General features: G+C 58.8%; 23 protein-coding genes. 10 read left to right on the top strand and 13 right to left on the bottom strand.

From position 1 onward, the window contains the following. Nucleotides 1-211: 211 nt before the first annotated feature. On the bottom strand, nt 212-1,411 hold the full coding sequence (gene tyrS / locus ACRER8_RS23775) for a tyrosine--tRNA ligase (protein ID WP_431748620.1): 1,200 nt from the start codon (nt 1,409-1,411) through the stop codon (nt 212-214). A 209-nt stretch (nt 1,412-1,620) separates the two neighbouring features. Here tyrS and ACRER8_RS23770 point away from each other — a divergent pair, with 209 nt between their 5' ends. Both ACRER8_RS23770 and ACRER8_RS23765 read left to right on the top strand, forming a co-directional pair. Then, a complete protein-coding gene (locus ACRER8_RS23770; RefSeq protein ID WP_431748619.1) occupies nt 1,621-3,033 on the top strand; it encodes a peptidoglycan DD-metalloendopeptidase family protein in 1,413 nt (470 codons plus the stop codon). A 3-nt stretch (nt 3,034-3,036) separates the two neighbouring features. After that, nucleotides 3,037-4,128 carry an anhydro-N-acetylmuramic acid kinase gene (locus ACRER8_RS23765; RefSeq protein ID WP_431748618.1) on the top strand — a complete coding sequence of 364 codons (1,092 nt, stop codon included), beginning with the start codon at nt 3,037-3,039 and terminating at the stop codon, nt 4,126-4,128. 87 nt (nt 4,129-4,215) lie between these two features. Here the strand turns inward: ACRER8_RS23765 and erpA are convergent, their stop codons facing one another. Both erpA and argC read right to left on the bottom strand, forming a co-directional pair. Further along, nucleotides 4,216-4,566, bottom strand: a complete 351-nt coding sequence (erpA, locus tag ACRER8_RS23760; protein ID WP_003176443.1) for an iron-sulfur cluster insertion protein ErpA — start codon at nt 4,564-4,566, stop codon at nt 4,216-4,218. A gap of 165 nt (nt 4,567-4,731) precedes the next feature. Further along, nucleotides 4,732-5,766, bottom strand: coding sequence for an N-acetyl-gamma-glutamyl-phosphate reductase (gene argC / locus ACRER8_RS23755; RefSeq protein WP_247405766.1), 1,035 nt, complete (start codon nt 5,764-5,766; stop codon nt 4,732-4,734). 135 nt (nt 5,767-5,901) lie between these two features. Between argC and hemJ the strand changes: the two genes are divergently transcribed. The 6 genes from hemJ to coq7 all read left to right on the top strand — a co-directional run bounded on the left by hemJ (nt 5,902) and on the right by coq7 (nt 10,352). Continuing rightward, the gene (gene hemJ / locus ACRER8_RS23750; protein ID WP_431748617.1) at nt 5,902-6,330 is read left to right on the top strand and encodes a protoporphyrinogen oxidase HemJ; all 429 of its coding nucleotides are present in this window, start codon (nt 5,902-5,904) and stop codon (nt 6,328-6,330) included. 24 nt (nt 6,331-6,354) lie between these two features. Next, nucleotides 6,355-7,317, top strand: coding sequence for an NAD(P)H-dependent flavin oxidoreductase (locus tag ACRER8_RS23745; RefSeq protein ID WP_025857066.1), 963 nt, complete (start codon nt 6,355-6,357; stop codon nt 7,315-7,317). Nucleotides 7,318-7,386: 69 nt separating this feature from the next. Next, the gene (locus tag ACRER8_RS23740; protein WP_431748616.1) at nt 7,387-8,349 is read left to right on the top strand and encodes a DUF805 domain-containing protein; all 963 of its coding nucleotides are present in this window, start codon (nt 7,387-7,389) and stop codon (nt 8,347-8,349) included. A gap of 64 nt (nt 8,350-8,413) precedes the next feature. Next, nucleotides 8,414-9,202 (top strand): SDR family NAD(P)-dependent oxidoreductase, encoded by a 789-nt coding sequence (locus tag ACRER8_RS23735; RefSeq protein ID WP_431748615.1) that lies wholly within the window; start codon nt 8,414-8,416, stop codon nt 9,200-9,202. Between the two features lie 46 nt (nt 9,203-9,248). Continuing rightward, the gene (locus tag ACRER8_RS23730; protein WP_003210943.1) at nt 9,249-9,587 is read left to right on the top strand and encodes a histidine triad nucleotide-binding protein; all 339 of its coding nucleotides are present in this window, start codon (nt 9,249-9,251) and stop codon (nt 9,585-9,587) included. 117 nt (nt 9,588-9,704) lie between these two features. Beyond that, nucleotides 9,705-10,352, top strand: coding sequence for a 2-polyprenyl-3-methyl-6-methoxy-1,4-benzoquinone monooxygenase (coq7, locus tag ACRER8_RS23725; RefSeq protein ID WP_431748614.1), 648 nt, complete (start codon nt 9,705-9,707; stop codon nt 10,350-10,352). Between the two features lie 65 nt (nt 10,353-10,417). On the opposite strand, the gene ACRER8_RS23720 is transcribed toward coq7, so the two are convergent. Then, complete coding sequence (locus ACRER8_RS23720) at nt 10,418-10,840, bottom strand: OsmC family protein (RefSeq protein WP_005792019.1); 423 nt, start codon at nt 10,838-10,840, stop codon at nt 10,418-10,420. 246 nt (nt 10,841-11,086) lie between these two features. Between ACRER8_RS23720 and crp the strand changes: the two genes are divergently transcribed. Beyond that, on the top strand, nt 11,087-11,731 hold the full coding sequence (gene crp / locus ACRER8_RS23715) for a cAMP-activated global transcriptional regulator CRP (protein ID WP_431748613.1): 645 nt from the start codon (nt 11,087-11,089) through the stop codon (nt 11,729-11,731). Here crp and ACRER8_RS23710 read toward each other — a convergent pair. From ACRER8_RS23710 to ACRER8_RS23695, 4 genes are all read right to left on the bottom strand, one after another. Next, nucleotides 11,728-12,423, bottom strand: coding sequence for a lipoate--protein ligase family protein (locus ACRER8_RS23710; protein WP_431748612.1), 696 nt, complete (start codon nt 12,421-12,423; stop codon nt 11,728-11,730). The two genes, crp and ACRER8_RS23710, sit on opposite strands and share 4 nt — an antisense overlap. Before the next feature lie 139 nt (nt 12,424-12,562). Next, nucleotides 12,563-13,399: an indole-3-glycerol phosphate synthase TrpC gene (trpC, locus tag ACRER8_RS23705; protein WP_431748611.1), complete on the bottom strand. Its 837-nt coding sequence runs from the start codon at nt 13,397-13,399 to the stop codon at nt 12,563-12,565. After that, on the bottom strand, nt 13,396-14,445 hold the full coding sequence (gene trpD, locus ACRER8_RS23700) for an anthranilate phosphoribosyltransferase (RefSeq protein WP_431748610.1): 1,050 nt from the start codon (nt 14,443-14,445) through the stop codon (nt 13,396-13,398). Before trpD ends, trpC begins: the two co-directional genes overlap by 4 nt. Before the next feature lie 9 nt (nt 14,446-14,454). Then, entirely contained in the window at nt 14,455-15,048 is a 594-nt protein-coding gene (locus tag ACRER8_RS23695) for an aminodeoxychorismate/anthranilate synthase component II (protein WP_431748609.1), read from the bottom strand. 471 nt (nt 15,049-15,519) lie between these two features. On the opposite strand from ACRER8_RS23695, the gene estP reads away from it, so the two are divergent. Continuing rightward, the gene (gene estP / locus ACRER8_RS23690; protein ID WP_431748608.1) at nt 15,520-17,460 is read left to right on the top strand and encodes an esterase EstP; all 1,941 of its coding nucleotides are present in this window, start codon (nt 15,520-15,522) and stop codon (nt 17,458-17,460) included. 170 nt (nt 17,461-17,630) lie between these two features. Here the strand turns inward: estP and trpE are convergent, their stop codons facing one another. The 5 genes from trpE to ACRER8_RS23665 form a co-directional block, all read right to left on the bottom strand. After that, nucleotides 17,631-19,112: an anthranilate synthase component I gene (trpE, locus tag ACRER8_RS23685; protein ID WP_431748607.1), complete on the bottom strand. Its 1,482-nt coding sequence runs from the start codon at nt 19,110-19,112 to the stop codon at nt 17,631-17,633. Between the two features lie 70 nt (nt 19,113-19,182). Next, the gene (locus ACRER8_RS23680) at nt 19,183-20,001 is read right to left on the bottom strand and encodes a phosphoglycolate phosphatase (RefSeq protein ID WP_431748606.1); all 819 of its coding nucleotides are present in this window, start codon (nt 19,999-20,001) and stop codon (nt 19,183-19,185) included. After that, a complete protein-coding gene (gene rpe / locus ACRER8_RS23675; RefSeq protein WP_431748605.1) occupies nt 20,001-20,672 on the bottom strand; it encodes a ribulose-phosphate 3-epimerase in 672 nt (223 codons plus the stop codon). Before rpe ends, ACRER8_RS23680 begins: the two co-directional genes overlap by 1 nt. Nucleotides 20,673-21,138: 466 nt before the next feature. Beyond that, complete coding sequence (locus tag ACRER8_RS23670; protein WP_431748604.1) at nt 21,139-21,963, bottom strand: ABC transporter permease; 825 nt, start codon at nt 21,961-21,963, stop codon at nt 21,139-21,141. Between the two features lie 11 nt (nt 21,964-21,974). Then, on the bottom strand, nt 21,975-23,222 hold the full coding sequence (locus tag ACRER8_RS23665; protein ID WP_431748603.1) for an ABC transporter permease: 1,248 nt from the start codon (nt 23,220-23,222) through the stop codon (nt 21,975-21,977). Nucleotides 23,223-23,406: the final 184 nt, after the last annotated feature.

Below are 23,406 nucleotides of genomic sequence, written 5' to 3'. Positions count from 1 at the left end.
ATCTCTCGTCAGCGGGAGGCGAATTCTACAGCGTTACACGCTGCTGTCAACACCTCTTTTTCAACTTCCTGGCCGCTTCGATGAACTGAAGCACCTTGCTGTCGAAAACTTCATAACTCGTTGTTTATCAAGGAATTTTCCGTTTCGACTGCGCCGGAAGTGGGGCGAATTATAGACAGATATAATTCGCCGTCAACACCTAATTTCAGCTTTATTCAGCCTTGAGCGTAATACGCGCAAATGCCTTCTTCCCTGCCTGACAAACATGGGTAGCGCCGAGCTCATATATAAAGGTGCGATCAACCACCTCACCGTCTATACGCACACCGCCGGAACCCAGCAGATCACGTGCCACCGCCGAGTTCTTCACCAGGCCCGCCTTATTAAGGACGGCCGCAATCGGCATTGCCTCCGCAGCAATCAACTCAATCTCCGGCAGAACATCCGGCAACTCGCCATCCTTCATACGATTACCCGCCGCACGATGAGCACTGGCCGCAGCCTCTTCACCATGGAAGCGGGCAACAATCTCTTCCGCCAACTTGATCTTCACATCACGCGGATTGGCACCCGCCTCTACTTCAGCGCGCAATGCATTGATCTCATCCATCGAGCGGAAGCTCAACAGCTCGAAGTAACGCCACATCAACGCATCCGGAATAGAAACCAGCTTGCCGTACATCACGCCCGGCGCCTCCTGGATGCCCACATAGTTGCCCAAGGATTTGGACATCTTCTTGACACCATCCAACCCTTCCAACAACGGCATGGTCAAAATGCATTGAGCTTCTTGCCCGTATGCACGCTGCAGCTCACGCCCCATCAGCAAGTTGAACTTCTGATCAGTACCGCCCAACTCGACGTCTGCGCGCAACGCTACCGAGTCATACCCCTGAACCAGCGGATACAGAAACTCGTGAATAGCGATCGGCTGATTCGTGGAGTAACGCTTGTCGAAGTCATCACGCTCAAGCATTCGCGCGACGGTGTACTGAGAGGTCAGGCGAATAAAGTCCGCCGGCCCCATCTGGTCCATCCAAGTGGAGTTGAACGCCACCTCGGTCTTGGCCGGATCGAGAATCTTGAATACCTGTGTCTTATAGGTCTCGGCATTGTCGAGAACCTGCTCACGGGTCAGCGGTGGCCGTGTTGCGCTCTTGCCGCTCGGATCACCGATCATCCCGGTGAAGTCACCGATGAGAAAGATGACCTGATGCCCCAACTCCTGGAACTGACGCAGCTTATTAATAAGCACGGTATGACCCAGGTGCAGATCCGGCGCCGTCGGATCAAAGCCAGCCTTGATACGCAGGGGTTGACCACGCTTGAGCTTCTCGATCAGCTCAGCCTCGACCAACAGTTCTTCCGCACCACGTTTTATCAGCGCTAGCTGCTCTTCAACCGACTTCATAACAGACCCGCAAGGCTCGAATTCAAAAGGGAACCAACCATACAAGATCAGGGACTAATTACAAGTTTTGCCCTACGCACGGACACCACTCAGCAAGCCCAGCGTTCGCGAGCTTGCGCCACAGATGATTTGGTTATATTTTATACAGTTATTTCATCTTCATCATGCCATTCATCTTTTCCATTTCATCTTCAAAGTCAAAATTACTTATGACCACAGAACCGTCTAAAGCGCCGCCGCTTTACCCGAAGACCCACTTGCTCGCAGCAAGTGGCATCGCCGCTCTTCTCAGCCTGGCACTCCTGGTATTCCCTTCCAGTGACGTAGAAGCCAAACGAACATCCCTGAGCCTTGACCTGGAAAGCCCAGTTGAACAACTGACACAAGATCAAGACGCTTCCGACGCACAGCAAGCCACAAATGCTCCAACTGAATCCCCGTTCGCACAGATAGAAAGCACTCCCGAGGACACCCAGCAAGCCACCCAGGAACAGCCTGCGGTAGTCGCCCCCAAGAACCCCCAGCACCGCGAAGTCATCGTGGCCAAAGGCGACACACTATCCACTCTGTTCGAAAAGGTAGGCCTGCCTGCCGCCACCGTGACTGACGTGCTGGCCAGCGATAAACAAGCCAAGCAATTTACCCAGCTCAAACACGGCCAAAAGCTCGAATTCGAACTGACGCCCGCAGGACAACTGAAGAATCTGCACACCAATATCAGCGACCTGGAAAGCATCAGCCTGACCAAGGGTGCAAGAGGCTTTGCCTTCAACCGCATCACCACCAAGCCCCTGATGCGCTCCGCCTACGTGCACGGCGTAATCAATAGCTCGCTGTCTCAATCGGCCGCCCGCGCCGGCCTGTCCCACAGCATGACCATGGACATGGCCAGTGTGTTCGGCTACGACATCGACTTCGCCCAAGACATCCGCCAGGGTGACGAATTCGACGTGATCTATGAGCAGAAAGTCGCCAACGGCAAGGTCGTTGGCACCGGCGCCATTCTTTCTGCACGCTTCACCAACCGCGGCAAGACCTACACCGCGGTTCGCTATACCAACAAACAAGGCAATACCAGCTACTACACCGCCGATGGCAACAGTATGCGCAAAGCCTTCATCCGCACGCCGGTGGACTTCGCCCGTATTAGCTCGCGTTTCTCCATGGGTCGCAAGCATCCAATTCTGAACAAAATTCGCGCCCACAAAGGCGTCGACTACGCCGCCCCTCGCGGCACGCCAATCAAGGCGGCCGGCGACGGCAAAGTCCTGCTGGCCGGACGCCGTGGCGGTTACGGCAACACGGTGATCATCCAGCACGGCAACACCTACCGTACGCTGTATGGCCACATGCAAGGATTCGCCAAAGGCGTATCGACAGGCAGCAACGTGAAACAAGGCCAGGTGATTGGCTATATCGGAACCACTGGCCTGTCGACCGGCCCACACTTGCACTATGAGTTCCAGGTCAATGGCGTCCACGTGGACCCACTGGGCCAGAAGCTGCCGATGGCGGACCCAATCGCCAAGGCCGAACGCGCACGTTTCCTGCAACAAAGCCAGCCGTTGATGGCGCGCATGGATCAAGAGCGCTCCACCCTGCTAGCTTCGGCGAAGCGTTAAGGTATGCCTCTCTATATAGGAGTGATGTCCGGGACCAGCCTCGATGGCCTGGACATCGCCTTAATCGAGCAAGGCCCGGCGATCAAGCTGATCGCCACGCACTACATCCCGATGCCAGATACCTTGCGTACCGAATTGCTCGCCTTGTGCGCCAGTGGGCCGGATGAAATCGCCCGCTCAGCAATTGCCCAGCAGAACTGGGTGAACCTGGCCGCACAAGGCATTCACGCTCTACTCGATCAGCAAAACCTCAAGCCCCAGGACATTCGTGCGATCGGCAGCCATGGCCAGACCATCCGCCATGAGCCTGCCCGGGGCTTCACCGTACAAATCGGTAATCCGGCGTTGCTCACCGAGCTGACAAATATCACCGTGGTCAGCGACTTCCGCAGCCGCGACGTAGCCGCCGGCGGCCAGGGCGCCCCGTTGGTGCCCGCCTTCCACGAAGCGTTGTTTGGTGAGCGCACCGGTAACCGTGCCGTATTAAATGTGGGAGGTTTCAGTAACCTCAGCCTGATCGAGACCGGCAAGCCTGTAGCCGGCTTCGACTGCGGCCCGGGCAACGTCCTACTGGATGCGTGGATTCACCATCAACGTGGCGACCACTTTGACCGCGACGGCCAGTGGGCAGCCAGCGGCAAGATTGAGCTCCAGCTACTCAACACGTTGCTCAGCGATCCCTTCTTCCAGACCAAAGGCCCGAAAAGCACCGGGCGCGAAGTCTTCAACCTGGGATGGCTGCAACAGCACCTCGGCAAATTGCCCGCGCTCCACCCCCAGGACGTACAGGCAACCCTGCTTGAGCTGACAGCCCTGACCATTGTCGAATCCCTGCAAGCCGCACAATCCGGAACCGAGACACTCCTGATCTGTGGCGGCGGCGCCCATAACGCCACACTGATGAAGCGCCTGGCCGCGTTACTACCCGCCACTCAGGTCGAAAGCACCGCCACCTACGGCGTAGACCCCGACTGGGTCGAAGCCATGGCCTTCGCCTGGCTAGCCCATTGCTGCCTCGAAGGTATCGCCGCCAACCGCCCGAGCGTTACCGGTGCACGCGGGCTACGGGTTCTGGGAGCAATCTACCCAGCCTGACACGCCCCTGAATCGCAGATAGCAAAACGCCGCCTGGCCGATCAAAGCCAAGCGGCGTTTTTCATTCTTCCTGGATCAGTCTATCGATCAGATCGAGAACGAGGACCCACAACCACAGGTAGTGGTGGCATTAGGGTTCTTGATCACGAAACGCGAACCTTCCAGACCTTCCTGATAATCCACCTCGGCACCTGCCAGGTATTGGAAGCTCATCGGGTCCACGACCAGACTGACGCCTTCGCGCTCGACGATGGTGTCGTCATCGGCCACATCTTCATCGAAGGTAAAACCGTACTGAAACCCTGAACAACCGCCGCCCGTAACGAATACGCGCAGCTTCAAGCGATCATTACCCTCTTCATCGACCAGGCTCTTCACCTTGTGCGCAGCACCGTGGGTGAATTGCAAAGCCGTGGGGGTGAAGGATTCAACGCTCATGCTGATAATCTCCCGGCGTAGCGCCGCCATATGCGTAATGGCCGGCATTATCCGCTTCTCCTAGAAAAGCGGTCAACTATTGTTACGGTATATCAATCTGCTCTGCCGCCATTAAAAACACAAAAGGCCCGATCAACGGGCCTCTTGCACAGCGACAAAATCGTCTTAAGGCAGCATGCCTGCATGGGACAAGCCCAACTTCTCATCCAGGCCGAACAGAATGTTCATGTTCTGTACCGCTTGGCCCGACGCGCCCTTGACCAGATTGTCGATTACCGACAGCACTACCACCAGGTCGCCATCCTGCGGGCGGTGCACGGCAATACGGCATACGTTGGCACCACGCACGCTACGGGTTTCCGGATGGCTGCCGGCCGGCATCACGTCCACGAACGGCTCATTGGCGTAACGCTTTTCAAATAGCGCTTGCAGGTCCACCGAGCGGTCAACCACGGTCGCGTACAACGTGGAGTGAATACCGCGGATCATCGGGGTCAGGTGAGGCACGAAGGTCAGGCCCACGTCCTTGCCCGCCGCACGACGCAACCCCTGGCGGATTTCCGGCAGGTGACGATGCCCTTTTACGGCATAAGCCTTCATGCTTTCCGACGTTTCGGAGTACAGCGACCCCACCGCCGCGCCACGACCGGCGCCGCTCACACCCGATTTGCAGTCCGCGATCAAACGCGAAGTGTCCGCCAGCCCAGCTTCCAGCAATGGCAGGAAACCCAACTGAGTCGCCGTCGGATAGCAGCCCGGCACGGCAATCAGACGCGCTTGCTTGATTTGCTCACGATTGACTTCCGGCAAGCCATACACGGCCTCCTCCAGCAACTGCGGTGCACCGTGCGGCTGGCCGTACCACTTGGCCCACTCATCGGCATCCTGCAGGCGGAAGTCAGCGGACAGGTCAATCACCTTGGTGCCGGCCGCCAGCAGTTCACCGGCCAATGCGTGGGCAACACCGTGCGGCGTGGCGAAGAACACCACGTCACAGGCACCCAGGGTCTTGATGTCCGGCACGCTGAATGCCAGACCGTCATAATGGCCTCGCAGGTTCGGGTACATATCGGCCACAGCCAGCCCGGCCTCGGATCGGGAAGTGATGACCACCACCTCTGCCTGCGGATGCTGAGCCAACAGACGCAGCAATTCGACACCGGTGTAACCCGTGCCGCCGACGATACCGACCTTGACCATAAACCTGCCCTCAACGAACCCACTGGAAAGCCGTCGATAATAGGGGCCGCATCGTCCTGCGACAACCGCCAACGTGACGTATGGGCGCATGAGCCACTACTATCTTGGCTACCGTGAACCTGGGAATAACTAAAAATGCTTTATCTATGGGTCAAAGCCTTCCATATCGTCAGTATCGTCTGCTGGTTTGCCGGGCTGTTCTACCTGCCACGCCTGTTCGTCTATCACGCCCAAAGCGAAGACACGGTCAGCAAGGAACGCTTCAGCGTGATGGAGCGCAAGCTTTACCGCGGCATCATGGGACCGGCGATGATTGCCGCGCTGGTATTCGGCATCTGGATGCTTGTACTCAACCCAGGCATCTTTCAATCAGGCGCCTGGATCCACGCCAAGCTCACCCTCGTCGTACTACTGATCGGCTACCACCACATGTGCGGCGCGCAGGTAAAACGTTTTGCCCGTGGCGAAAACACCCGCAGCCATGTCTTTTATCGCTGGTTCAATGAAGTGCCGGTTCTGATATTGCTGGCTATCGTAATTTTGGTCGTGGTCAAACCGTTCTAACTTCAATCACACGGGGTACCTCCAATGTCGCTGCCTGCTTTGCTTGAACAACGTCTGCGCCTGCCTGTGGTGGCTGCGCCGATGTTCCTGATTTCCAACCCGCAACTGGTCCTGGCGTGCTGTCGCAATGGGGTGGTGGGGAGTTTCCCGGCGCTCAACCAGCGCGAAAGCAGCGGCTTCAAGGCCTGGCTGGAAGAAATCGAAGCAGGCCTGGCGCAGTTGGACAACCCCGCGCCCTACGCCGTCAACCTGATCGTGCACAACAGCAACCCACGCCTGGAGGCTGACCTGGCGATCTGCGTCGAGCATAAAGTGCCGATCGTCATCACCAGCCTGGGCGCGGTAAAAGAACTGGTCGATGCCGTACACAGTTACGGCGGCCTGGTGTTTCACGACGTCACCACCCGACGCCACGCAGAGAAAGCTGCAGAAGCAGGTGTCGACGGCCTGATCGCGGTCGCAGCCGGGGCCGGTGGCCATGCCGGCACCTGGAGCCCGTTCTCCTTGATCGCCGAGATCCGCCAATTCTTCGATAAAACCCTGCTACTGGCCGGCTGCCTGAATCACGGACACGAGATTCTGGCCGCCCAGCTATTGGGCGCTGACCTCGCGTATTTCGGCACGCGCTTTATAGGCACCACCGAAAGCCATGCACCGGATGCCTATAAAGAGATGCTGCTCACATCGCGGGCGGCCGACATCGTGCACACTCCAGCGGTCTCCGGCGTACCCGCCAGCTTCATGCGCCAGAGCCTGGAAAACGCCGGTTTCGACCTCGCAGCCCTGCAAGGCAAGGGTGAAGTCAACTTCGGCTCCAAGCTCAAGCCACTCAGTGACGAGGCCAAGGCCTGGAAGACGGTGTGGTCTGCCGGCCAAGGCGTCGGGGAGATCGATGACTTGCCCAGCGTTGACGAACTCGTTGCCCGCCTGGATGCCGAATACCGCAAGGCCCGCGAGCAGGCGGCACAGTTGCGCTGGCCACGCTGATACACTTGCAGGCCTGCTGACTACAGCTGACCTGCAACCCTACCCATTGGAAATGACAAGGATGCCCGCATGAGCGACAACCGTTTCAAGATTGTGTTTGATGGAGCCTTGCTCCCGGGTGTCGAAAGCACCACCGCCAAGCTGAACCTCGCCGAGCTGTTCAAGAGTGAAGTCGAAGCCATCGAAAAACTCTTCACCGGCCGCCCCGTTGCGTTGAAACGTGACCTGTCCCGCCCGGACGCCGAAACCTATCTCAACGCACTGAAAAATGCCGGAGTCGATGCGCGTATCGAAGCCGAACAACCAGTGGCCTTCAGCCTCGCCGAAACCCACGAAACAACGTCCGGTACCTCCGACTTCTCGCAGCCTGCGGCCTCCCCCTATGCGCCACCGCGCGCGGCCGTGGGTGATGACTTGCCGGAATACGCCCCCCTCAACGTCTTCACCATTCACGGGCGCATTGGCCGCCTGCGCTACCTGGCTTGGACGCTGGTACTGACCGTTGCGATGCTCGTTGCCTCCGGCATCATCGCCACTGCTGGCTTCGCCGTGGCAACCGCCTCGCCGACAGCGGGCATCATTCTGGGGTCGCTGCTGGGTTTTGCGTTGTTCGTGGCCATTCTCTGGGTCAGCGTGCAAATCGCGGTACAACGACTGCATGACCTTGGCTGGTCCGGCTGGCTGTGGTTCCTGAACCTGGTCCCGCTGGTGAACAGTGTCTTCCCGATCCTGTTGCTGGTATTGCCCGGCAATGCAGGTGCCAACCAATACGGCGCGCCACCACCACGCAACTCCACGGCGGTAAAGGTTTTGGCCACCCTGTGGCTGGCGTTTATTCCAGTGATGCTGGCCATCGTGGTCACACTGGGTATGAACGGCTACCTGAACCAGCTCGAGGCCAACATGGACAGCGGTTACGAAAACAGCTCCATCACCTCCGATGACGCCACCGATCAAAGTGTCATCGTGGATGAAGAAGACGCGCAAAGTGCTGATGAAGCAGCCGAACCTGTAGACTCTCCAGAACAGTAAAGAAACGCCCGCCAGCCTGTGACGCCTCTGTCACCGGCTCGGCGGCGTTGCGATGGAGAAAGGCATGACCCGTTACGCTCTGATCACCGGCGCCTCCAGCGGTATCGGCCTGGCTTTGGCCGAAGCCTTGGCTCGGCGCGGCCGCAGCTTGATTCTGGTGGCTCGCCAGCGTGATCAGTTGGAAAGCATTGCAATCGAATTGACTCAACGCTTTGGCGTCGAGGTGCTGTTTCGTGCCTGTGATCTGGGCGAGCCCCTGCGGTTATCCGGGTTCCTGCTGGAACTCGAAGAAGGCGAACGCCAGATAGACTTGCTGGTGAACTGCGCCGGTATTGGCACCAGCGGGCCATTTCTGGCCCAGGACTGGATGACCGAGCAGGACCTGATAGAAGTCAACATCCTGGCCCTGACACGCATGTGCCACGCCCTGGGCAATGCCATGGCGCTGCATGGCGGCGGGCAAATTCTAAACGTTGCCTCGATCGCCGCGTTCCAGCCGGGCCCGTGGATGAGCAGCTACTACGCCAGCAAGGCTTATGTGCTGCACTTCTCCGAAGGCTTGCGCGAAGAGTTGAAGACCAGCGGCATAAAGGTCTCGGTTCTGTGCCCCGGCCCTACGCGCACGGCATTCTTCGGCACCGCGCAAATGGACACTGCCAAGCTCGACCGCAGCGGGCAACTGATGAGCCCCGAAGAAGTGGCGCTCTATACCGTACGCGCCTTGGAAAAGAATAAAGCCATCATCATTCCCGGGCGGCGCAACCGCTGGCTGGCCTTCAGCCCGCGTTTCAGCCCACGTTGGCTGACCCGCAAGATCGCTGGCGCGATCAACAAGGCCTATTGCCCGCGCTGACGGCCTGGGTACACTCACCCTGCACTTTCATAATGGAGAAACAGCTGTGGATACTCTGTTCACCAAGATCATCAACAGAGAAATACCTGCGAAGATCATCTATGAAGATGATCAGGTCCTCGCCTTCCACGATATTGCCCCAATGGCCCCCGTGCATTTTCTGGTCATCCCGAAAAAGCCGATCCGTACCCTCAATGACCTGACGGAAGAAGACAAGGCCCTGGCAGGTCATATTCTGTTCACGGCCCAGCGCCTGGCCGTGGAACAAGGTTGCGAAAAAGGTTTCCGCGTGGTTATGAACTGCAACGAAGATGGCGGACAGACCGTTTATCACATCCATATGCACGTGCTGGGTCAGCGCCAGATGAACTGGCCACCGGGCTGATCAGCCCTACCGTGTAGGTCGCGGCCCAAGGCTGCGACCCCATGCCCTTGACTCAGCGCAAACGCTTCGCCCTCTCTTGCGGTAAACTGGCCGCCGAGATTCTTCCCGGAGGTCAGCATGACTACCCAACGTCACTACTCGCCGATTGACCGTCTGTTGCTGCAAGCCGACATGGCCATGCGTACGCTGTTGCCATTCAGTGGCCAACCGTACCGTCCATCGCCCGCCATCGTGCAACCTGATGCGCAGATGAGCGAGACCGACACCCGCCACGTCGCCGGCCTGATGCGTATCAACCATACCGGAGAGGTGTGTGCTCAAGCGCTGTACCAGGGACAGGCGTTGACCGCCAAGCTGCCGCAAGTACGCGCAGCGATGGAACATGCGGCCGAAGAAGAGATCGACCACCTGGCCTGGTGCGAGCAACGCATTCGCCAGCTGGGCAGCCATCCCAGTGTGCTGAACCCACTGTTCTATGGTTTGTCGTTCGGTATCGGCGCTGCTGCCGGATTGATCAGCGATAAGGTCAGCCTCGGTTTTGTTGCAGCGACGGAACATCAGGTATGCAAACACCTGGATGAACACCTGGAGCAATTGCCGGAGGAGGACGAGAAGTCCCGCGCCATTCTTGAGCAAATGCGCATCGATGAAGAACACCACGCAGAAAGCGCGCTGGATGCTGGCGGTTTCCGCTTCCCGGCACCGGTGAGGTTCGGCATGAGCCTGTTGGCCAAGGTCATGACCAAAAGCACCTACCGTATATAAACGTATCAAATCCGATCCACAAAAAAGGGCGCTATCGAAGCGCCCTTTTCTTTTGCCGTGCTGCGTCAGCCCAACTCGATGATTTCGTAGTCATGGGTGATTGCCACACCGGCCGCACCGAGCATAATCGACGCAGAGCAATACTTCTCAGCCGACAACTCGATGGCACGCTTGACCTGAGCCTCTTTCAGCGCCCGGCCCTTCACCACGAAATGCATGTGGATCTTGGTAAACACCTTGGGATCTTCAGTGGCGCGCTCGGCTTCCAGGAAGGCTTCGCAGCTTTCCACGGCCTGACGGGATTTCTTCAGGATGCTGACCACGTCGAAATTGCTGCAACCGCCTACACCCAGCAGGAGCATTTCCATCGGGCGTACGCCCAGGTTACGGCCACCGGCTTCCGGCGGACCGTCCATGACCACCACATGGCCACTGCCCGACTCACCGAGGAACATGGCTTCGCCCGCCCATTGGATGCGTGCCTTCATCGCCCAGACTCCACTGCTAAAAAAGGGTCGCCAGCTTAGCACAGGGCCTCGGAACCGCAGCGCACCGCATGAAAGCGATCAATGACAGCGCTTGCCCGGTAAATTCATCAATCGAAGCAGAATGTGTCTGGTAAGCTGGCGCCAAATCAATGGCGCATTGCCATCCTTTGTACAGCGTGTATCAATGCCGACATCGCTGGATAAAAACAAATCCAATCACACCCTGTAGTCTTTCGGGATACAACCATGGTTGCTCTTACTCCCACACCCAAGATCAAGAACCTCGATAAGTTGTTGATGTATTGCCAACGCCGGCGCTACCCGGCCAAGCACAACATCATCTGCGCGGGCGAGCGCTCGGAAACCCTGTTTTTCATTGTGAAGGGCTCAGTCACTATCTTGATTGAGGATGAAGACGGCCGCGAAATGATCATCGCGTACCTCAATACGGGGGATTTTTTTGGGGAACTCGGGCTCTTTGAGCAAGCGGGTAAAGAGCAGGAACGCAGTGCTTGGGTGCGGGCCAAAGTCGAATGCGAAGTGGCAGAAATCAGCTACACCAAATTCCGCGAACTGGCTCAGCATGATCCCGACATACTGTATGCCCTGAGTGGTCAGATCGCCCAGCGCCTGCGCGATACCACGCGCAAGGTGGGCGACCTGGCATTCTTTGATGTGACCGGCCGTGTGGCGCGCTGCCTGCTTGAATTATGCAAACAGCCTGATGCCATGACCCACCCCGATGGCATGCAGATCAAAGTCACGCGCCAGGAAATCGGGCGTATTGTCGGCTGTTCACGGGAGATGGTCGGTCGCGTGCTCAAGGATCTGGAAGAGCGCAACCTGGTGCACGTCAAAGGCAAGACGATGGTGGTGTTCGGAACGCGTTAAATCGGCAAAAAACTGGCTAGCATTTGACGGTACAAAGCATCCAGCCGACTGATCGCATCCGGCGCGGGAAAGGCTTCGTGCAGCGCGATATGGCTGTCGGCACGCACCCGCTGGTCGAGGCCGCAGGCTTCGTTGAAGCGATTGACCGCCGCAATCAGTTCTTCGCGGTCGTTCTCCAGCAACAGCGCACCGTGCACTAACCCCACCGGACGACCGCCACTTTGTCGCCAGCGCTGGGCGGTACCGACCATCTTGCGACCGTTGAGGTTAACGTTGTAACGACCGTCACAAAACGCCCCGTCGATTTCACCGACGGAGGCATCGCCTCCCAACTCGACCAGCAAATCGCAGATCGGCTGGCATAAACGCAAGTAACCGGTTTCGATCCGATTCTGATCGCCTTCACTGCGCGGGGGGGCGTAGACCAGGGCAATGTTTACCGTCGCCGCCGATTGCGGCACCGGCTCGCCGCCAGTTTCACGCAGCAACACCGGCCAACCGGCATCGGCTGATACCTGGCTGGCGGTTTCGAAGGCTGGCAAACGGCTTAACCGACGTGGCATGACCAAGGCTTGGTCGCTGGGCTGCCAAAACAGCAGGCCGGATTCCTGTTCTCCGGCGCAAACGGCAGCCAGTAAGGCTTGCTCAGCGGCAAGCCCTGCTTCAACAGTCATCGACACTGGCTGGATCATCGAGCACCTACCTATCTGGATAAAGACAGAATCAAATGTGGGAGCTGGCTTGCCTGCGATACAGACACCTCGGTGTATCAATGACACCTAGGTGATGCTATCGCAGGCAAGCCAGCTTCCACACTGACCGCGCTTCAAATCAATCCAGGGTCGAGCCGCTGACCGCCACACCCCGCTCCGGGAAGAACAGGCGCTGCAATTCAGCTCCCGGGGTCTCGGCGCGCATGAAAGTCTCACCCACCAGGAACGAATACACCCCACTGATTTCCATCAGCTCAACATCAGCACGGTTGACGATACCGCTCTCGGTAATCACCAGGCGATCCCGTGGAATGCGCGGCAGTAGGTCGAGGGTATTTTCCAGGCTGACTTCAAAGGTATGCAGGTTACGGTTGTTGACCCCCACCAACGGCGTGTCGAGGGTTTTCAACGCACGCTCCAGTTCGTCGCCATCATGGACTTCAACCAACACGTCCAGGCCGACGCTCTTGGCCACGGCCGCCAGCTCTGCCATCTTCACGTCATCCAGTGCGGAGACGATCAACAGCACGCAGTCGGCGCCCAAGGCTCGGGCTTCGACGATCTGGTACGGGTCAACCATAAAGTCCTTGCGGATCACCGGCAACTTGCACGCCGCACGCGCCTGCTGCAGGAACAGATCGGAGCCCTGGAAAAAGTCGATATCGGTCAGCACCGAAAGGCAAGTCGCACCGCCCTTCTCATAGCTGACGGCAATTTCGGATGGCACAAAGTTTTCGCGGATCACGCCTTTGCTCGGCGAGGCCTTTTTGATCTCGGCAATCACGGCTGGCTGCTTGAGCTTGGCCTGGGCCATCAAAGCCTTGGCAAAGCCGCGCGGAGCATCGGCGACTTTCGCCTGGGCCTCGAGCTCCGCCAGACTCACACGGGCACGGCGTTCGGCGACTTCTTCGGCTTTGCGGGCCAGGATCTTTTCCAGAACGGTCGGAACACTCATCCTTCATTCTCCATCTTGAACACAGCGGTGAATGCTCCCAACTCTTCGAGCTTCTCGCGAGCCAGACCGGTGTGCAACGCATCGTGGGCCAAAGCGACACCTTCCTTAAGACTATAGGCGTGGTCCGCTGCGTAAAGTGCTGCGCCAGCATTCAGAACAATCATTTCTGCTGCTTTTTGGCCGTTTTCAGTCTTGCGGCGCCCCAAGGCATCACGGATCAATTCCAGTGACGCTGCCGGACTTTCCACCGACAGGCCGTGCAAGCTCTGGCTCTTCATACCGAGGTCTTCGGGCTCGACCCAGTATTCAGTGACCTGGTCATTCTTCAGCTCTGCCACAAAGGTCGGCGCCGCCAAGCTGAATTCGTCCAGGCCATCCTTGGAATGCACCACCAGCACGTGTTTGCTGCCCAAACGCTGCAGTACTTCGGCCAATGGCCGGCACAGCGCCTGGCTGAAAACGCCCACCACCTGATGTTTCACCCCGGCCGGATTCGTAAGCGGGCCGAGCATGTTGAACAGGGTACGCAGGCCAAGATCCTTACGCGGGCCAGCGGCGTATTTCATCGCACCGTGATGGGACTGAGCAAACATGAAGCCAATGCCGACGCTGTCGATGCAGCGCGCCACTTGCACCGGCGTCAGGTTCAGATAGATCCCGGCCGCTTCCAGCAAGTCGGCACTGCCGCTTTTGCCGGAGACCGCACGGTTACCGTGCTTGGCCACGGTGCAGCCAGCGGCGGCAACCACAAAGGATGAAGCCGTCGACACGTTGAAAATGTTGGCACCGTCACCGCCGGTGCCGACCACGTCGACCACACCGTCGAGGGTATTGAGTTCGACCTTGTCTGCCAGCTCGCGCATCACCGACACGGCGCCGACGATTTCGTCGATGCTCTCGCTCTTCATGCGCATCGCCATCATGAATGCGCCGATCTGCGCATCGGTGCATTGACCGGTCATGATTTCGCGCATCACATCGCTCATTTCAGCGGTGCTCAGGTCCAGATGGCCGACGATACGGCTCAGGGCAGTCTTGATATCCATGGAAAGTCCTTAGCGCGTGCCGCCGCTCTGCTTGAGAAAGTTGGCGAACAGCTCGCGGCCCTGCTCGGAGAGAATCGACTCGGGGTGAAATTGCACGCCCTCGACGTTCAACGTCTTGTGACGCAGACCCATGATTTCATCGACAGAGCCATCTTCAAGCCGCGTCCAAGCGGTCACTTCCAGACATTCAGGCAGCGTTTCGCGCTTGACCACCAGCGAGTGATAGCGGGTAACCGTCAGCGGGTGTTTCAGTCCCTCGAACACGCCTTTGTCTTCGTGGATCAGATCGCTGGTTTTGCCGTGCATCACCTGGCGGGCACGCACCACATCACCACCGAACGCCTGGCCAATGGACTGATGGCCCAGGCAGACACCCAGCACCGGCAGCTTGCCAGCGAAGTGCTTGATCACGTCAATGGAGACGCCGGCTTCATTCGGCGTGCATGGGCCAGGAGAAACCACAATGCGCTCGGGGTTCAAGGCCTCGATCTCGGCGACAGTCATTTCGTCGTTGCGGATCACTTTAACGTCGGCGCCCAGCTCACCCAGGTACTGCACGACGTTATAGGTAAAAGAGTCGTAGTTATCGATCATCAGCAGCATTTTGTGCTTAACCTTTTGAATTACTGACTTCTAAGGTGGCCTTCCATTTTCATGCCCACAGTCATGCGCGGATGGATCGCGGGAGGGGGTCCGGCGAGACGGCGCTAAACCGAGGCTTGAGAAGGCATATCAATACAGGTCCGGCATGGCCGGCAGGGAATAGTCAGGCGCGCCAACGCCAACGGGCGTGAGCCTTGATAACGCGCATCAAGAAGCTGCTGACAATCGACACAGGATAGGTCTCGTTCATACGTTGCCGCACAGTAGCGTACCGTCGCATGTGGCGCAATATCGTAGTGCCCAGGTGGCAGTCCTCGAGCGTCATTTATCGACATTTATTCCTGCGCAAGGGGCAGATGCAAACCACGACGCCAACACAGAATGGCGCATTGGACTGACCCAGGACATGGCGACTTTTATCGAGGCTGCTACCTTCTGGTACAGCAATACAAAACAAGAAGGGATCTCTCAATGCTCAAAGGAACTCTGCGCTGGCCATTCGCTGCCTGCCTGCTCTCACTCGCCTGCTCCCCAGTGGTGGCGGCGTCCTCTCCTTACTCAACGATGATCGTGTTCGGCGACAGCCTGGCCGATGCGGGCCAGTTTCCCGACGCGGGTGGGCCCGCGGGTGCAACGCTGCGCTTCACCAACCGCACCGGGCCTACCTATCTGAACGGCAGCGGTGAAGTGTACGGCCTGAACTCATCGACGTTGCTCGGCGGCATGCTCGGTGTCGCACCTGGCGATTTGCAGGCATCGACCTCGCCAGTGCGCGCTGCGCAGGGCCTGGCCGATGGCAACAATTGGGCGGTCGGCGGCGACCGAACGGATCAGATCCTTGCGGCCATCACCACGCAATCGCAAGTGGCGAACACCGATAGCGCCACCGGGGTCACCACGGTATTTCGGACCCGCCCAGGCTATCTGGTCGAGAACAATTTCCGCGCCGATCCCAACGCGCTGTACTACCTAACAGGTGGAGGCAACGATTTCTTGCAGGGTCGGGTAATAGGCGTCGGACAAGCGGTGAGTGCCGCCAATAATCTGGCCGACGGCGCGCAAGTGCTGTCGCAGGCAGGGGCGCGTTACATCATGGTCTGGCTGCTCCCCGATATCGGCCAGACGCCTGCTGTCTCCGGCACCTTTCTACAAGGCCCGTCCACGCTGCTCAGCGGGGTATTCAACCAGCAGTTAGTCAATCGGCTGGGGCAGATCGATGCCGAAGTCATCCCGCTGAATGTGCCTGGCCTGGTTCGGGAGGTTCTGGACGACCCTGCCCGCTTCGGTCTCGCCGCTGATCAGAACCTGGTCGGCACCTGTTTCAGTGGTAACAGCTGCCGAGCGAATAGCGTCTATGGAATCAACGGCAGCACACCTGACCCGACCAAGTTGCTGTTCAACGACGGTGTACACCCAACCGTCGCGGGTCAGCGCCTGATAGCGGACTACGGCTACTCGATTCTTTCCGCACCCTGGGAAATCACCCTGCTTCCGGAAATGGCCAATGGCACCTTGCGCGCTCAGCAAGATGAACTGCGCAGTCAGTGGTTGGCCGACTGGGGCAACTGGCAAAACCTCGGGGAGTGGCGCGCAATCGTCGCTGGCGGCGGTCAGAAAATGGATTTCGATGCGCAAAGCAATTCCGCAAGCGGCGACGGTCATGGTTATAACCTGACGATTGGTGGCAGCTATCGGTTTGCCGAAGATTGGCGTGCCGGTCTGGTCGCCGGGGCTTATCGGCAAACGCTGGAAGCCGGACCGAGAGATTCGGACTACAAACTCAACAGCTATATCGCCACTGCTTTCGTGCAGTTTCAGGCGCGTCACTGGTGGGCTGATCTGGCTGCATCGGGTGGAAAACTGGATTACGACAACCTCAAGCGCAAGTTCGCCCTTGGCATCAGCGAAGGCTCGGAGAAAGGCGATACCGATGGCGATCTGTGGGCGCTCAGCGGGCGGCTGGGCTTCGATCTTGCCGAGCAGAGCAGCCGCTGGCATTTCTCGCCGTTCATCAGCGCCGATTATTCTCACATCGACGTCGATGGCTATTCAGAAAACAGCACTCGCGCCACCTCGCTTAACTATGCCGATCAGACCCGCAGATCGAGGCGTCTGGGCGCAGGCTTGCAGGGCAAATTCGATATCACGCCACAGACGCAACTGTTTGGTGAAGTGGCGCATGAGCGGGAGTTCGAGACCGACCAGCAGGACGTGACCATCGCGCTGAACAGCGTGCCGGGCGTGGACTTCAATCTGCAGGGTTATGAGCCGCAACGCAGCTTGAACCGGGCAAGTGTTGGTTTGAGCCAGAAGCTTGCACCTGACCTGACGCTGCGGGCCGGTTACAACTGGCGCAAGAATGACGACGTGACGCAGCAGGGGGTGAATCTGGCGCTGAGTCTGGATTTCTAGCGCGAATATGGTGGAGGCTTGGCCTGACGATGAAGTCCATCGTCAGGCCAGGATCTATCTGTGGGAGCGAATTTATCGCGATGGGGGCATACACTCGATCCATCTTCGTCGTCTGGTCCATCCTTCGCGAATGAATTCGCTCTCACAGGGAACCAGCACCTCTTTCACGATCACGCCTCGGGCGTCTGCTCCGCCAACGCCACCGCGCGGAACATGGCGCGGCGTTTGTTCAGGGTTTCTTCCCATTCCAGCACAGGTACGGAATCAGCCACGATGCCGCCGCCCGCCTGAACGTGCAATTCGCCGTTCTTGATCACTGCGGTGCGGATGGCAATTGCGGTGTCCATATTGCCATTCCACGCCAGGTAACCCACTGCGCCGCCGTACACACCGCGCTTGACCGGCTCCAGTTCGTCGATGATTTCCATCGCGCGAATCTTCGGCGCGCCAGACAAGGTGCCCGCCGGCAGGATCGCCCGCAGCGCATCCATTGCGCTCAGCCCGCTTTTCAACTGGCCGGTGACATTGGAGACGATGTGCATCACGTTGGAGTAGCGCTCGATCACCATTTTCTCGGTCAGCTTCACCGAACCTATTTCCGAAACACGCCCCGTGTCATTACGGCCCAGGTCGATGAGCATCAAGTGCTCGGCGATTTCCTTGTCGTCGGACAGCAGATCCACTTCCAGCGCATGGTCCGCTTCCTCGGTCGCGCCACGAGGACGGGTACCGGCAATCGGGCGAACGGTAATCAGATTATCTTCGACCCGCACCAGCACTTCAGGCGAGCTGCCGACGACGTGGAAGTCGCCGAAGTTGAAGAAGTACATGTATGGCGTCGGGTTGAAACAGCGTAACGCGCGGTACAGATCGATCGGTGCGGCCTTGAAGTCGATGGACATGCGCTGCGACGGCACGACCTGCATGCAGTCACCGGCCAGGATGTATTCCTTGATGGTGTCGACGGCTTTTTCGTAGTCGTTCTGGGTGAAGCTCGAACGAAAGATCGGGTCGGCTGCCTGCGGTCGGGTCAGGTCCAGCCCACGGCGCGGGGTGATCGGCTGACGCAGTTTTTCCATCAATGCTTCCAGACGCGCCAGCCCACCTTCGTAGGCCTCTGGCTGCGCCGGATCGACCAACACGATGGCGTGCATCTTGCCCGCCAGGTTGTCGAACACGACGACCGCATCGGAAACCATCAGCAGAATATCCGGCACGCCCAATGGATCAGGATTCGGACACTTGCCAAGGCGCGGTTCAACGTAGCGCACACAGTCGTAGCCGAAGTAACCGACCAGACCACCGTTGAAGCGCGGCAGACCCGGGATGGTCGGTACGTTGTAACGGGCCTTGAAGGTTTCGACGAAAGCCAGCGGATCTTCGGCTTCCAGGCTTTCGATCTCGACGCCGTCGTGGGTCACGCTGATCCTGTGCTCATGCACGCGCATCACGGTGCGGCAAGGCAGGCCAATGATCGAGTAGCGGCCCCACTTCTCGCCGCCCTGCACCGACTCCAGCAGATAGGAGTTCGGCTCATCGGCGAGTTTCAGATAAATCGACAGCGGCGTGTCGAAATCGGCCAGCGTTTCGTAAGCAAGGGGAATGCGGTTGTAGCCTTCAGCGGCCAAGCGCAGGAATTCTTCGCGGGTCATGATCAGCCTCGTGGTCTGAGGGTAAAACGGTCAGGTGTGCAAACGCGCCGGACGTCCGGCCAGATTCAAGTCAGGTGCGCCAACGCCAGCGGGCCAGGGCCTTGATGACTTTCATCCAGAGTTTGCGAGTGACCACCACGATGGATTCTCTAAAGGAGGGGGGTTGAACGTCGGGCAACGTTATCCCAGCCTCCAGATCTAAGCAACCGGGAATCAGTTTGCGCAAATCGTCGATCACCAGCGCCGGAGATTCCTCGGCAATCGGCCGACCGTGGTTGTAGCCGTAGCTCAGTGCCACGCAGGCGACACCGGCCGCTTTGGCCGCCAGCACGTCGTTGCGCGAGTCGCCCACAAATAGCGACTGCGAGCCGGGGGCGCCGGCCATTTTCATCACGAAGAACAGCGCGGCGGGGTCGGGTTTCTGCTGCGGCAGGGTATCGCCGCCGACGATCCAGCGGAAGAATCGCCCCAGCTTCATCTCATCCAGCAGCGGGGCCACGAAGCGCTCCGGCTTGTTGGTGATCAGGGCCATTTCCACGCCTTTTTTTTGCAGCCATTTGAGGGTTTCACGCACGCCGGGGTAAACCACGGTCAGCGCGTGGCTCTCGCTGTAGGCTTCCATGAAGATCGCCAGCGCAGCCTCGGTGGACGCTTCGTCGACGTTGCTGTGATCGAGGTTGTTGGCCAGCGCGCGGCGCACCAGCACGCGCACGCCGTTGCCGACCCAATCGCGCACCGCGTCGATTCCGGCGGGGGGACGCCCGAGCTGAACCAGGGTTTTATCCACAGCTGCGGCCAGATCCGGCACCGAGTCGACCAATGTCCCGTCCAGATCGAACATGATCAGTTTAGGCAGGCGACCCGGGAACAGCTGTTCGAAGCCGCTCATCAACGAGCCAACGCCAGTTCTGCACGCATTTTTTCAATGACCTCTTGGTAGTCGGGCGCATTGAAGATAGCCGAACCTGCAACGAACGTATCGGCGCCGGCAGCGGCGATTTCACGAATGTTGTTGACGTTGACCCCGCCGTCGATTTCCAGACGGATATCGCGACCGGACGCATCGATCAGCGCGCGGGCTTCGCGCAATTTGTTAAGGGTGCCGGGAATGAACTTCTGACCGCCGAAACCCGGGTTGACGCTCATGAGCAGGATCATGTCGACCTTGTCCATGACGTATTCGAGCAGGTTCAGCGGGGTTGCCGGGTTGAACACCAGCCCGGATTTGCAACCGCCTTCGCGGATCAGTTGCAGGGAGCGGTCGATGTGCTGGGTCGCTTCCGGGTGGAAGGTAATGAAGGTAGCGCCCGCTTCGACGAAGTCGCCGATGATGCGATCCACGGGGCTGACCATCAAATGCACATCGATCGGCGCAGTGATGCCGTACTTACGCAGCGCCGCGCAGACCATCGGACCTATGGTCAGGTTGGGGACGTAGTGGTTGTCCATGACGTCGAAGTGGACGATGTCGGCGCCAGCGGCCAGAACATTGTCGACCTCCTGACCCAGACGGGCGAAATCGGCGGACAGAATCGACGGAGCAATAGCGAAGGGCTGCATGACGCACCTTTTTGAGCGAAATCACGGTGGCGCGCATTGTACTCCAAGAGTTTGGAGCGTGGGTTGAGTGGCAGATGAATGCCGAGGTTGTGAGAAAGCCTGCCTGCAGCACAGGCGTGTAAGAGTGAGCTGCTCACGGAGACGCCGGTACATGCGCCACGTTATTGGTGGCTGGAACTCAGCATTCGTGAGCGAGCTCACTCCCACAGCGAAACAGAACCCTGCATCTGGCGCAGTTACCGAAAATATCAATCCACCAGCGCTTCTTCCTTTATACGTTCGCTTTCCACTACAGGTTTGGCAGCCTTCAAGTCCTGACTGCAACAAAATCGAGATCTGTAAATGCGTTCACCTGTAGGAGCCGGCTTGCGGGCGAACGCGTTGGGTTAGATACAAAAAAGCCGACACAACGGGATCGCCAGCCGGCTCCTACAGTGGGTTGCGTTCAGATCTGGGTGTCGGCCCCCTACTCCACCGCCGTACGCAGCTTCTCACTGCGCCCACGCAACCATTCCAGCACCAGCAGCAGGACCACCGAGAAACCGATCAGCAGGGTTGCGGCCGCGGCGATGGTCGGGCTGAGGTTTTCGCGGATGCCGCTGAACATCTGCCGAGGGAGGGTCGCTTGCTCTGGTCCGGCGAGGAACAGCGTCACCACCACTTCATCGAACGAGGTCGCAAAGGCGAACAGCGCCCCGGAAATTACTCCCGGCGCAATCAACGGCAGGGTCACGCGGCGGAACGCGGTCAAGGGCGAGGCACCCAGACTGGCCGCTGCACGCACCAGGTTGTAATTGAAGCCCTGTAATGTGGCCGAGACGGTGATGATCACGAACGGCACACCCAGCACGGCATGCACCAGAATCAACGAGGTATAACTGTTGCCCAGTCCCAGCGGCGCAAAAAACAAATAACTCGCGACACCGACTATCACCACCGGCACCACCATCGGCGAGATCACCAGCGCCATCACCAGCGATTTGCCAGGGAAGTTACTGCGCGTGAGACCGATCGCGGCCAGGGTGCCGAAGCCCATTGCCAGCACGGTGGCGGCAGGGGCGACGATCAGGCTGTTTTTCAGCGAACGCATCCACTCGGCCGAGCCGAAGAAGTCCTGATACCAGTGCAACGAAAAGCCCTGCAGCGGGTAGACCAGAAAGCTCCCGGAGTTGAACGACAGCGGCACGATCACCAGAACCGGCAGCACCAGAAACAATAGGATCAGCCCGCACAGAGTGCGCAGCGTGTAATGCCAGAGCCGTTCGGCAGGCGAGGAATAAGGGCTCAACATGATCTTTCTCCTCAGCTCAGACGCAGACGACTGGCGCCGACCAGCCAGCTATAAATCAGGTATAGCACCACGGTCGCCAGTAACAGCAGGCCGCCCAAGGCAGTCGCCATCCCCCAGTTGATGCTGGTGTTGGTGTAGAACGCCACGAAATAGCTGACCATCTGATCGTTAGGGCTGCCGAGCAGCGCCGGGGTGATGTAGTAGCCGATGGACAGGATGAACACCAACAGACAGCCCGCGCCAATGCCTGCGTAGGTTTGCGGGAAGTACACCCGCCAGAAGCTGGCGAATGGGTTGCAGCCCAGGGAAATGGCCGCACGCATGTAGGTCGGTGAGATGCCTTTCATCACGCTGTAGATCGGCAGGATCATGAACGGCAGCATGATGTGCACCATCGAGATGTAAACCCCGACCCGGTTGAACACCAGTTCCAGCGGTTTATCGATGATGCCCAGGGCCATCAGCGCGCCGTTGATCAGGCCGCTCGATTGCAGCAACACGATCCACGCCGCGACACGCACCAGAATCGAGGTCCAGAACGGCAACAGCACCAGAATCATCAGCAGGTTGCTTTGCCGCGCCGGCAGGTTGGCCAGCAGGTACGCCAGCGGATAGGCCAGCAGCAGGCAGATCACAGTGATTACCAAGCCCATCCAGAAGGTACGGGCGAAAATGTCGATGTAGATCGCCTGATCCGGTGTCGCAGGCGCCACTTCACCGAGATCATCGATGCGGTGGTCGACAGCGGCCAACAAGTAATAGGGGGTAAAGCTTGAGGTGTTGCGACGGATCGCCTGCCAGTACGCGGGGTCGCCCCAACGCTCGTCGACCGTTTCCAGTGCTGCTTTATAAGAGTCCGGTTCCTCCTTGAAGGGCAAGGCGCGAGCGGTTTTCGCCAACAGGCTGCGATAGCCGGCCAGTTCCTGGTTCAGGCGTTTGGACAGATCGCCCAACGTCTGATTCTTACGGCTCTCGGCCAGATCCTGGCTCAGGGCTTTATAGGTCGAATCCGGCGGCAGGCCCTTGCCATCCCACTTGGAGACTTCGGTTACGGTCAGCGGCAAGCCGGCTACCACTTCAGGGTTATTCACACTCTTGTAGAGCAGCGCCGCGATCGGCACCAGAAACACCAGCAGCAGGAAAATCGCCAGTGGCGCGATCAACGCCTGCGCCTTCCAGCGGTTGACGCGTTCGGCACGGGCCAGGCGTTGCTTCAAGGTCGGGCTGGTGCCTTCAGTCAGGGGCACGGCGGTGGCCATAGCGAACTCCGAAATCTTTCAACGAGGAATGCGCCCCCGCTCCGCTTCCGAAAAGGCAAGAAACAGGAGACGCACCCGGTTTAACTCACATCGAACATGAAGCGGACAGCTTGAGCGCTCCGCAGCGGGCGCCTGGTTCGCCAGCGGTGGCGAGTCTGAGGACGTCACCGCTGGCAAGCCCTCT

The sequence above is a fragment of the Pseudomonas sp. genome, from assembly GCF_050739935.1.
GTDB lineage: Bacteria > Pseudomonadota > Gammaproteobacteria > Pseudomonadales > Pseudomonadaceae > Aquipseudomonas.
This window is presented reverse-complemented; position numbering and strand designations above follow the sequence as displayed.